Source organism: Terrabacter sp. P5_B1, assembly GCF_056400505.1.
This window is the reverse complement of record NZ_JBFULD010000130.1, coordinates 1-10,756: the sequence shown is the minus strand read 5'-3', so window position 1 is coordinate 10,756 and position 10,756 is coordinate 1. Positions and strand designations below refer to the sequence as shown.

Genomic DNA, 10,756 nt, shown 5'->3' with positions numbered 1-10,756 from the left:
GGCGTCGGTGACGACCAGGACGCGGTGCGCGCCGAGCACCCCGAGGTCGTGGCCGATCTCGTCGGCTGCCCCCGCGCCGAACTTCAGCTGCGGAGCGCCGTAGGTAAAGACGGACTCGGGGTTGGCAGGTGACCACGTCATGCGCCCACCCTAGGGTGGCACCCATGGCCAGGGACGGGACGGCAGGGACGCTCGTCGTCGGCGCGGGCCAGGCCGCCATCTCGCTCGTCACGGCCCTGCGCGAGCTCGGGGACGTCGAGCCGGTCGTCCTCGTCGGTGACGAGCCCGACGCGCCCTACGAACGCCCCCCGCTGTCGAAGAGCTACCTGCGCGGCGAGCACGACCGCGCCTCGCTCGTCTTCCACGACGCCGCGTGGTTCGCCGACCTCGGCGTCGAGCTCGTCACCGGCGACGCCGTGGCGGCGATCGAGCGGGATGCCCGTGGAGGCCGCGCCGTCACCGCCTCGGGCCGCACGCTCGGGTTCGACCGCCTCGCCCTGAGCACGGGCGCCGTCAACCGGGCGCTCCCCGTCGACGGCGCCGAGCTCGACCGGGTCCACTCGGTGCGCACCCTGGCTGACGCAGACCGGCTGGCGCCCCGGCTCCGCGAGGCGCGCGAGATCGTCGTCGTCGGGGGTGGCTTCATCGGGCTCGAGATCGCCGCGAGCGCCCGCGCGCTCGGCGCCGCGGTGACCGTCATCGAGGCGGGCGACCGCCTGCTCGGCCGGGCGGTCACACCGCTGCTGTCCGACGCCGTCCGCGACGCGCACGAACGCCGCGGCACGCGGGTCCTGCTGGGCGCCAGTGCTGTCCGCCTCATCGGTGAGGACGAGCACGCCGTCTGGGTCGAGCTCGCCGACGGCGCCGTGCTGGACGCCGACGTCGTGGTCGTCGGCATCGGCGTCGACCCTCGCACCGAGCTGGCCTCCCAGCTCGGGCTCACCGTCGAGCCGCGTGGCATCGTCGTCGACGAGCACGCCCGCACCTCCGACGGGCTCACCGTCGCGRCCGGCGACTGCACCGTCGGACCCAACCCCTTCGTCCGCGGGCTGGTCGGGCCGACACGCCTCGAGAGCGTGGCGCATGCCACCGACCAGGCACGCGCAGCTGCAGCGACCCTCGCGGGCCGCCCGGCGGCATACGCCTCCGTGCCGTGGTTCTGGAGCGACCAGGGTGACCTGCGGCTTCAGATCGCCGGTCTCCCCCACGGCGCCGACCAGACCGTCCTTCGCGGCGACCCTGCGGCAGAGCGGTTCTCGCTCCTCAGCTACCGGGACGGGCTGCTCATCGCCGTCGAGTCGGTGGGCAGCCCGACGGACTACCTCGCCGTGAAGAGAGCGCTCGAGAAGGGTATGACAATTCCGGCCGATTCCGCGGCGGACCCCTCCGTCCCGCTCAAGCGGCTCATCACGAGGGCCCGAGACACCCGCTCACCTTGACGCGCCCGGCGCCAGACCCTGCGCTAGCGTGAATCGTCGCCCAACGAAGGGACTGATCGCATGCACGCTCTCGCGGGTCTGCCCACCGCCGGCACCCTCATCAGCGCCAACGCCGTCGACTACGTCATCATCGCCCTCTACTTCGTCTTCGTCCTCGGCATCGGGGTCATGGCACGGCGATCGGTGTCCGACTCCATCGACTTCTTCCTCTCGGGCAGGTCGCTCCCGGCCTGGGTCACGGGTCTCGCCTTCATCTCGGCGAACCTCGGTGCCGTCGAGATCATGGGCATGTCAGCCAACGGTGCCCAGCTCGGCATCTCGGCCGTGCACTACTTCTGGGTCGGGGCGATCCCCGCCATGCTCTTCCTCGGCGTCGTGATGATGCCCTTCTACTACGGCTCGAAGGTGCGCTCGGTCCCGGAGTTCATGTTCCGCCGCTTCGGCACGGGCGCCCACCTCGTCAACGCGATCAGCTTCGCCTTCGCGCAGCTGCTCATCGCCGGCGTCAACCTCTACCTGCTCGGCTCGATCGTGCACGCGCTGCTCGGCTGGCCGCTCTGGATCGCGCTGCTCGTCGCGGCCGCGATCGTCCTGTCGTACATCACGCTCGGCGGTCTCTCAGCGGCGATCTACAACGAGGTGCTCCAGTTCTTCGTCATCGTCGCCGCGCTGCTGCCGCTGACCCTCATCGGCCTGAACCGCGTGGGAGGCGTGCAGGGTCTCAAGGACAGGATCACCGAGTTCGCTTCCACACCCGCCGCCGTGGCCGCGAAGGTGCCCTCGGCCGAGCAGCAGCTCCACTCGTGGCCGGGCCAGGCGCTCTCCGGCTTCGACTCACCGTTCTGGTCGATCGTCGGCATCGTGTTCGGCTTGGGTTTCGTGCTGTCCTTCGGCTACTGGACGACGAACTTCGTCGAGGTCCAGCGCGCCATGGCGTCCAACTCGATCTCGGCGGCTCGCAAGACGCCCATCATCGGGTCGTTCCCCAAGATGTTCGTGCCCTTCCTCGTCATCGTGCCGGGCATGATCGCCGCCGTCCTCGTCAAGGAGATCGGCCAGCTCAAGGCCGGTGGCTCGCCGCCCGGTGGCGCGTCCGGAGAGGGCGTCAAGTACAACGACTCCCTGCTGCTGCTGATGCGCGACATCCTGCCCAACGGCCTGCTCGGCGTCGCGATCGCCGGCCTGCTCGCGGCGTTCATGGCCGGCATGGCCGCCAACATCTCGGCGTTCAACACGGTCTTCAGCTACGACCTGTGGCAGCGCTACATCCGCAAGGACCACAGCGACGACTACTACCTACGCATCGGACGTCTCGCAACGGTCGGCGCCACGGTCATCGCCATCTTCACCGCCATCGTGGCGAGCTCGTTCAGCAACATCATGGACTACCTCCAGACGCTCTTCGGGTTCTTCAACGCGCCGCTCTTCGCGACCTTCATCCTCGGCATGTTCTGGAAGCGGATGACCGCCACCGCCGGCTGGGTCGGCCTCTCGGCCGGAACCCTCTCGGCCGTGCTCGTCGCCTTCCTCAGCGAGGACGCCTTCGGAACCCTCAGTCTCGGGGTCATCCCGCTGAAGGGCCAGGGCGCCGCGTTCGTCGCGGCATCGGCAGCCTTCGTCGTCGACATCATTCTCAGCGTCGTCGTGTCACTCGTGACCGAACCCAAGCCGGCCGGCTCGCTGCGCGGCCTCGTCTACTCCGAGACGCCGAGGGAGGACCTCGTCGACCCGGAGGAGCACCGGCTGCCGTGGTACCGGCGCACCCTGCCCCTCGCCGGTGTCTCGCTCGGCCTCGTCATCATCCTCAACATCTTGTTCTGACAGGAGCCCCGCCATGAGTGACCACCACGATCTCGACGCTCCCGCCCGCGACGGTGATGGGGCTGAGAAGCACACGGCGGGCGCCTTCGACATCCGCAACTTCATCGGCGGCCTCCTTGGCCTCTACGGCCTGATCCTGACGGCGCTCGGGATCTTCGGTGACAAGGCGTACGACAGGACGGGCAACATCAATGCCAACCTCTACGCCGGCATCGTCCTGCTCGTCATCAGCGCCGTCTTCATCACCTGGGCGCGGCTCAGGCCGATCGTCGTGCCCGCGCACGTCGAGCCCGTCGACGACGACCCGACGAGGCCGGCGCCGAGGCGACACCAGGGCGGGCACTGACACCGCTTGCCCGCTCGCAACCCGCCCGCCGTCCCCTGACGGTCAGGACGGGTTGCGAAGTCTCGGGCGCGGCTGGCAGACGGGACAGGAGAACGACGAGCGGTTCATGAACTGCTCACGGCGCATCAGGGCGCCGCACCGGTCGCACGGGGTGCCCGCGCGTCCGTATGCGTGGAGCGAGCGGTCGAAGTAGCCGCTCGCTCCGTTGACGTTGACGTAGAGCGCGTCGAAGCTCGTGCCGCCCTGGCCGAGCGCCTCGGCCATGACGTCGCGGGCATGGTCGAGGATCTTGCTGAGCACCGGCTTGCTCAGCGACGAGCACACTCGCTCACCGTGCACCTCGGCGCGCCAGAGGGCCTCGTCGGCGTAGATGTTGCCGATGCCCGACACGAGGGTCTGGTCGAGAAGGGCGCGCTTGACGGCGCTGTCGCGCTGCTTCATCCGCCTCACGACGGCGGTCTGGTCGTAGGCCGGCTCGAAGGGGTCGGGCGCGATGTGGGCCACCGACTCCGGGATGCCGTCGGGCCGAAGCGGTGACAGCGCCAGGCCACCGAACGTGCGCTGGTCGACGAACCTCAGCTGCAGGCCGTCGTCGGCGAAGTCGAACCGGGCATGGCAGTGCTTCTCCAGCGGCGCGTCAGCCGGTTCGACGAGCATCTGCCCACTCATCCCCAGGTGCACGATGAGGGCGTCCTCGCCGTCGAGGGCGAGCCAGAGGTACTTCCCGCGACGGGACGCCGCGGTGACGGTCACGTCGTGGAGCCGTGCGGCGAGGTCGTCGGGACCGGCGTCGTGGCGACGCGCCACGCGCACCCCGGTGATCCGAGTGCGAGTGACGTGGCGACCCACGACGTGGTCCTCGAGGCCACGACGCACGACCTCGACCTCGGGCAGCTCAGGCACGCGGCGTCAGGTCGGGCTGGGGCCGGTGATGTCGCCGGCGGGTCGGGACGTGCCCCGACGGTCGTCGAGCGTGTGCCAGGCCTCCTTGGCGGCCTTCTGCTCGGCCTCCTTCTTCGACCGGCCGTGGCCCTCGCCGAGCACCTCCTCGCCGACGACGACGCGGGCGTGGAACTCCTTCTCGTGGTCGGGTCCCTGCTCACCGACGCGGTACTCCGGTGACCCGAGCGCCGAGCCGGCCGCCATCTCCTGCAGGCTCGTCTTCCAGTCGAGTCCGGCCCCGAGCGTGGCGGCCTGCTCGATGATGGGGTCGAAGTGGTGGTGCACGAAGCGCGCGGCGAAGTCGATGTCGGTCGAGAGGAACACGGTGCCGATGAGCGCCTCGAGGGTGTCGGCGAGGATCGAGGCCTTGTCGCGGCCCCCGGTCGCCTCCTCACCCTTGCCGAGCATGACGTACTGCCCGAGGTCGAACATCCGGGCGACATCGGCGAGGGCGCGCATGTTGACGACGGCCGCGCGCAGCTTGGCCAGCTGCCCCTCGGCCAGGTCGGGGTGCTCGCGGTAGAGCGACTCGGTGACGACGAGCCCCAGCACGGAGTCGCCGAGGAACTCGAGGCGCTCGTTGTTGGGCAGGCCGCCGTTCTCGTAGGCGTACGAGCGGTGCGTCAGGGCACGCAGGAGCAGCGGCTCGTCGATGTCCTGGCCGACCACCTCACGGAGGTGGGCGATCAGAGCATCGACGGGCCGCTGCGGCACCGCCGGAACACCCCCAGCGCTCACGTCGCTCACGGGGCTGCTCACGGGGTGATCAGGCCTGGTGCTCGGTGCGCTCGGCGACGGCGTAGTGACGGCCCTTGTACGTGCCACACGAGGGGCACGCGATGTGCGGCTGGGTTGCCGCACCGCACTGCGGGCACGTGGTCAGCGTCGTCGGCGTTGCCTTCCAGTTCGCACGACGCGAACGGGTGTTGGAGCGCGACATCTTCCGCTTCGGGACAGCCACGTCAGTTCCTCTTCTCTTGCGGGTCGTTGCTCAGCAGTCCGCTGAGGGACGACCACCTCGGGTCGATCACTTCATGATGATGGTCCGGGTCCTCCGCGAGGTGCATCCCACACTCGGAACACAACCCCGGGCAGTCAGGCCGGCACACCGGTTGGAACGGCAGCGTCGGCACGACAGCGTCCCGGAGCACGGGCTCGAGGTCGATGAGGTCACCGACCAGCTCGTGCACCTCGTCCTCGTCCGAGTCGGCTCCCACCTCGTGGTGGTGCGCCGCCCGGTCGGCGTAGGCGAACAGCTCCTGGAAGCGCCCCTCGACATCGAGCTCGAGAGGATCCAGGCACCGCACGCAGGCGCCGGTCGCCGTGCCACTGACCGAACCCGTCACGAGGACACCTTCGACCACGGACTCCATGCGCACCTCGACCACGACCGGCTGGCCGGTCTTGATCGAGATGATGTCGGTTCCGAGGTCGTCGGGCAACGGCACCGTGCGCGAGAGCTCGAGCATCGTCCCGGGTCGCCGAACGAGCTCCCTGGTGTCGAGCACCAGAGAAGAACGGGGATCAGGACGGTCCATGGCTCCTGCGCACAGTAGAGGATTCGGTCCGCGCCAAGACGGACGTGGACCGACCTCCAAGGCTACTAGAGGGGCGCCGTGCGCCCAAATCAGACGAGACGCCCGCTCAGGGCTGCCAGGACCGGGTCCGGGACGAGACCCCGGACGTCGCCGCCGTAGCGCACGACCTCCTTGATGAGCGAGCTGGAGACGTGGGTCAGCGTGGGGTCGGCGGCGAGGAAGAGCGTCTCGACGCCGGTGAGGTGACGGTTCATGTGGGCCATGGGCAGCTCGTAGGCGAAGTCGGTGCCRCCGCGCAGCCCCTTGACCATCGTCGCCGCACCGACCTCGCGACAGACCTCGACGACCAGCGTGTCCGCCCAGGCGTCGATGCGCACGTTGGGCAGGTGGCCGACGGACTGCTCGATGAGGGCGATGCGCTCCTCGATGCCGAACGTGCCCTGCTTGCCCGGGTTGTGCAGGATCGCCACCACGACCTCGTCGAACAGCCTGCTGGCCCGGGTCACCACGTCGACGTGACCGTTGGTGATCGGGTCGTAGGAGCCGGGACACACACAGCGGCGCGCTTCGCTCGTCACGCGCTCAACCTACCGTCCGGGTCGTCGTCGTCGCGGGAGCGTCACGCCACGACGTCACCCGGCGTCGGCTCGGCGAACCACACCGCCGTCTCGCCGTAGCGCTTCTCGCCCGAGAGCTCGAGACCGTCCGGCCAGGTGGGCTGCGGCGACCGGCTGGAGCGCTCGACGACGACGAACGCGTCGGCCGCGAGCCACTCGCGCTCGACGAGGGCGGCCAGCACGGCGGCAAGGGCGTCCTCGGTCACGTCGTAGGGCGGGTCGAGCAGGACGAGGTCCATGCGCGCGCCGGCGGGTGGGCCCGCGGCGACCGCACGCTCGACGGCGTCGGCGATGACCCGGACCCCGGGGTGCCCCACGACACCGGCGTTGCTGCGGATGACCTTCGCGGCTGCGCGGTTGGACTCGACGAGCAGCACGAGCGCGGCGCCGCGGCTGGCCGCCTCGAGCCCGAGGGCGCCGGAGCCGGCGTAGAGGTCGAGGACATGGGCGCCGTCGAGCAGCCCGCGGTGCTCGAGGCGGCTGAAGAGGGCTTCCCTCACCCGGTCGGACGTGGGTCGGGTCGATGACCCCGGGGGCGTCTGCAGACGCCGTCCGCCGGCGACACCGCTGATGATGCGTGTCACCTCAGCCTCGCTCGAGCCATACGGCCTGGTCCTCGTCGAGGCGCATCGCGACGGCGGCGGCGAGCGCCGGGTGCTCACGCAGCTCGGGATCACGGTCGACGAGAGCGAATGCGTCCTCGCGGGCATCGGCGATGATCTGCTCGTCCTCCAGCCGGCCGAGGCGCAGGTGCCGGACCGAGTTGCCCCGACCGCTCTGTCGCGCGCCGAGGACGTCGCCCTCGCGGCGCAGCAGCAGGTCGGCCCGAGCGAGCTCGAACCCGTCGGTCGTCCCGGCGACCTGGTCGAGGCGCTCGGCCGCCCGCTCCCCCGCGCCCTGGGTCATGAGCAGGCAGAGGCCGGGCACCACACCACGGCCGACACGGCCCCGGAGCTGGTGCAGCTGGGAGATGCCGAAGCGGTCGGCGTCGACGACGACCATGACCGAGGCGTTCGGGACGTCGACGCCGACCTCGATGACGGTGGTCGCCACGAGCACGTCGATCTCGCCCGCGGAGAAGGCGCGCATCGTGGCGTCCTTGGCGTCGGGGTCGAGGCGCCCGTGCAGCACGTCGATGCGCACCCCGTCGAGGGCCGGGGTGGCGCGCAGGGTGCTGAGCATCGCGTAGACGCCGGTGAGGTCCTTGGTCTGGGCCTCGTCGCCGTCGGCCCGGTCCTCACCGTCCTCACCGGTCTCCCAGTGGGCGTCCCAGCCGGCGTCCTCGTCGGAGGTGTCCCGGGAGGACGCTGCGACCGAGCCGGGCTCGTCGTCGACGTCGCCGATGCGCGGGCACACGACGTAGGCCTGGTGCCCCTTGGCGACCTCCTCCGCGACGCGCTGCCACGTGCGGTCGATCCAGCCGGGCTTGTCGGCGTCGACGACGTGCGTCGCGATGGGCGAGCGTCCGCGGGGCAGCTCGCGCAGCGTGGAGGTCTCCATGTCGCCGAAGACCGTCATCGCCACGGTGCGCGGGATCGGCGTCGCCGTCATGACGAGCACGTGGGGAGGACGGATGCCCTTCTCCCGCAGGGCATCCCGCTGCTCGACGCCGAAACGGTGCTGCTCGTCGACGACGACGAGCGCGAGGTCGGCGAACTGGACGTGCTTCTGGATGAGGGCGTGCGTGCCCACGACGATGCCTGCCTCGCCGGAGGCCGCGTCGAGCAGGGAACGGCGACGCGTGGCGGTGCTGTGGCTCYCGGTGAGCAGCGCCACGGTGGTGCCGAACTCCGAGCCGCCGAGCATCCCGCCCTGGGCGAGGTCGCCCAGCATCGCCGTGATCGACCGGTGGTGCTGGGCGGCCAGCACCTCGGTCGGGGCGAGCAGGGCTGCCTGGCCGCCCGCGTCGATGGCGGCCAGCATCGCCCGGAGGGCGACGACCGTCTTGCCCGAGCCGACCTCCCCCTGCAGCAGGCGGTGCATCGGGCGCTCGGACGCGAGCTCGGACGCGAGGACCTCGCCGATCTCGCGCTGGCCCTCCGTCAGCTCGAAGGGCAGCCGGGCGTCGAAGGCCGCGAGCAGGCCGCCCGGGCGTGGTGGCCGTGGCGTCGCGAGCTCGGACTCGGCGGCCTTGCGGCGCTGGGCGAGGATCGTCTGGAGCACGAAGGCCTCGTCGTACTTGAGCCGGTCGAGGCCCCGCGCCGGCTGGTCGTCGACGGCCGGGCGGTGGACGAGCTCGAGCGCGACGGCACGCTCGACGAGGCCGCGCGCCACGCGTACGTCGTCGGGGACGGGCTCACGGATGCGGTCGACCGTGTCGAGCGCGGTGTGGACCAGCTTGCGCAGTCGCAGCGAGTTGAGCTTGCCCGTCGTGGAGTAGACGGGGACGCGATGGGTGCGGTACCACTCGACGGCAGCCTCCCCCGCGGCCTCGTCGTCGAAGAGCTCGTACTCGGGGTGGGTCAGCTGGAGGCGACGGCCGTAGGCGCCGATCTGCCCGACGAAGAAGCCCCGCGCCCCGGGCTGGAGCTTGCCCTCGTGGCCGTAGGCGCTGAAGAACGTCACGTCGAGCTCGTTGCCGAGGTCGTCGCCGATGACGACGGTGAGCATCTTGCCCCGGCGGTTGCGCATGGATCGCGTCGACGCGGTCTTGACCTCGGCCACCACGAGGACGTCCTCGCCGACGTGCAGCGACGAGAGGTCGGTCAGCTGGCCGGGCCGCACGTAGCGTCTCGGCACGAACTCGAAGAGGTCGGCCACGCTCAGCAGGCCCTTGGTGCGAGCGAGCTGCTCGGCCTCGTTCTTCTTGACGAGCTTGGTCAGCGGCGAGTCCTCGGTGAGCACGGGCATGTCATTCCACCCCCAGCAGCACGGGATAGACGGCCTGTCCGCCGTCGATGAGGGACACCTCGATGCCGTGCTGGCCGCGGCGCGCCTCGTCGGCGACGGCAGCGATGAGGCCGTCCGGTGCGTCGATGCCGGCAACCACGGTGACGAGCTCGCCTCCGCTCGCGAGGAGGCGCCGGACGACGTCGCGGGTCACGGCGAGCTGGTCGGAACCGACGATGACGACGTCGCCGTCGACGACCCCGAGGACGTCGCCCGCCTGGCACGGGCCACCGCTCGTGAGCGCGGCCCGGTTGGCGACGGTGACCGCGCCGTGCCGGGTGGCCGACGCGGCTGCCTGCATGGCCAGGACGTTGGCCGAGGCGGCGGCGGCCGGCTCGAAGACAGCGAGGGCCGCGATGCCCTGGACGGCGGTGCGCACGTGGACGAGGTGCGCCTCGATGCCGTCGTCGGCGACCGCGCGCACAGCTGCCGCGGCGGCCAGGAGCGTGTCGCCGTCGTTGGGCAGGACGACGACGCCCGACGCGCCCCGGGCGTGCTGCTCGCGGATCGCGTTGATGAGTCCGCCGGTGGAGGCTCGCCGGCCGGGGCCGGAGCGCACGACGACGGCACCGGCATCCTCGAAGAGGCCTTCGAGCCCGACGCCGGCCGCGCAGGCCACGATCGCGGCCCCCGTGCGTGACGACGCGGTGCGTCCCTCGGACGATTCGACTCTGCGGCCGAGGCCGTGGGCCCCCTCGAGGCTCGTGATGCGCACGCGGTGCGGCCGCCCTGCCTCGATGCCGGCCTCGACGGCAGCGCCGGCGTCGTCGACGTGCGCGTGGACGTTCCACTCACCGTCCCCACCGACCACGAGGACGGAGTCACCGAGCTGCACGAGGCGGCTGCGGAGAACGTCCACCGCCGTGTCGTCGGAGTCGGCGAGGAAGTACATCACCTCGTACTCGGGCATGCCCTCCTCGTCGGTGCTCGCGCTCGGGTGGACGTCGTGGGCAGCACCAGGCAGGTCGGGACGACGCCGGAAGCGACGCCCCGAGTCGTCGGCATCGGAGCGAGCTCGCTGGCCGGCACAGACGCGTTCGAGACACTCGAGCAGCACGACGAGTCCCGCGCCGCCGGCGTCGACGACGCCGGCGCGGGCGAGCACCTCGAGCTGCTCCGGGGTGCGCGCGAGCGCCTCTCGCGAGGCCTCGACCGCCGCCAGGG

11 protein-coding genes are annotated in these 10,756 nt (G+C 71.1%); 3 read left to right on the top strand and 8 right to left on the bottom strand.

Going from position 1 to position 10,756, the window contains the following annotated elements; genetic code table 11:
• Positions 1-164 precede the first annotated feature (164 nt).
• From AC1DP0_RS11115 to AC1DP0_RS11105, 3 genes are read left to right on the top strand one after another with little or no spacing between them, the layout of a single operon-like run.
• Positions 165-1,439: an NAD(P)/FAD-dependent oxidoreductase gene (locus tag AC1DP0_RS11115; protein WP_478084584.1), complete on the top strand. Its 1,275-nt coding sequence runs from the start codon at positions 165-167 to the stop codon at positions 1,437-1,439.
• A gap of 60 nt (positions 1,440-1,499) precedes the next feature.
• Positions 1,500-3,260 carry a sodium:solute symporter family protein gene (locus tag AC1DP0_RS11110; RefSeq protein WP_478084583.1) on the top strand — a complete coding sequence of 587 codons (1,761 nt, stop codon included), beginning with the start codon at positions 1,500-1,502 and terminating at the stop codon, positions 3,258-3,260.
• 13 nt (positions 3,261-3,273) lie between these two features.
• Positions 3,274-3,606: a hypothetical protein gene (locus AC1DP0_RS11105; RefSeq protein WP_478084581.1), complete on the top strand. Its 333-nt coding sequence runs from the start codon at positions 3,274-3,276 to the stop codon at positions 3,604-3,606.
• A gap of 42 nt (positions 3,607-3,648) precedes the next feature.
• Here AC1DP0_RS11105 and mutM read toward each other — a convergent pair whose 3' ends face one another.
• The 8 genes from mutM to AC1DP0_RS11065 form a co-directional block, all read right to left on the bottom strand.
• Positions 3,649-4,509, bottom strand: a complete 861-nt coding sequence (mutM, locus tag AC1DP0_RS11100; RefSeq protein ID WP_478084579.1) for a bifunctional DNA-formamidopyrimidine glycosylase/DNA-(apurinic or apyrimidinic site) lyase — start codon at positions 4,507-4,509, stop codon at positions 3,649-3,651.
• 6 nt (positions 4,510-4,515) lie between these two features.
• On the bottom strand, positions 4,516-5,307 hold the full coding sequence (gene rnc, locus AC1DP0_RS11095) for a ribonuclease III (RefSeq protein WP_478084578.1): 792 nt from the start codon (positions 5,305-5,307) through the stop codon (positions 4,516-4,518).
• A gap of 7 nt (positions 5,308-5,314) precedes the next feature.
• Positions 5,315-5,509 (bottom strand): 50S ribosomal protein L32, encoded by a 195-nt coding sequence (gene rpmF / locus AC1DP0_RS11090; RefSeq protein WP_030146690.1) that lies wholly within the window; start codon positions 5,507-5,509, stop codon positions 5,315-5,317.
• Between the two features lies 1 nt (position 5,510).
• Positions 5,511-6,086, bottom strand: a complete 576-nt coding sequence (locus tag AC1DP0_RS11085) for a YceD family protein (RefSeq protein ID WP_478084577.1) — start codon at positions 6,084-6,086, stop codon at positions 5,511-5,513.
• 89 nt (positions 6,087-6,175) lie between these two features.
• Positions 6,176-6,664 (bottom strand): pantetheine-phosphate adenylyltransferase, encoded by a 489-nt coding sequence (gene coaD, locus AC1DP0_RS11080; RefSeq protein ID WP_478084575.1) that lies wholly within the window; start codon positions 6,662-6,664, stop codon positions 6,176-6,178.
• Positions 6,665-6,705: 41 nt separating this feature from the next.
• Complete coding sequence (gene rsmD / locus AC1DP0_RS11075; protein ID WP_478084573.1) at positions 6,706-7,287, bottom strand: 16S rRNA (guanine(966)-N(2))-methyltransferase RsmD; 582 nt, start codon at positions 7,285-7,287, stop codon at positions 6,706-6,708.
• Position 7,288: 1 nt separating this feature from the next.
• Entirely contained in the window at positions 7,289-9,553 is a 2,265-nt protein-coding gene (locus AC1DP0_RS11070) for an ATP-dependent DNA helicase RecG (protein WP_478084571.1), read from the bottom strand.
• Between the two features lies 1 nt (position 9,554).
• Positions 9,555-10,756, bottom strand: a 1,202-nt coding sequence (locus AC1DP0_RS11065) for a DAK2 domain-containing protein (RefSeq protein WP_478084569.1), incomplete at its 5' end; no start/stop codon positions are given.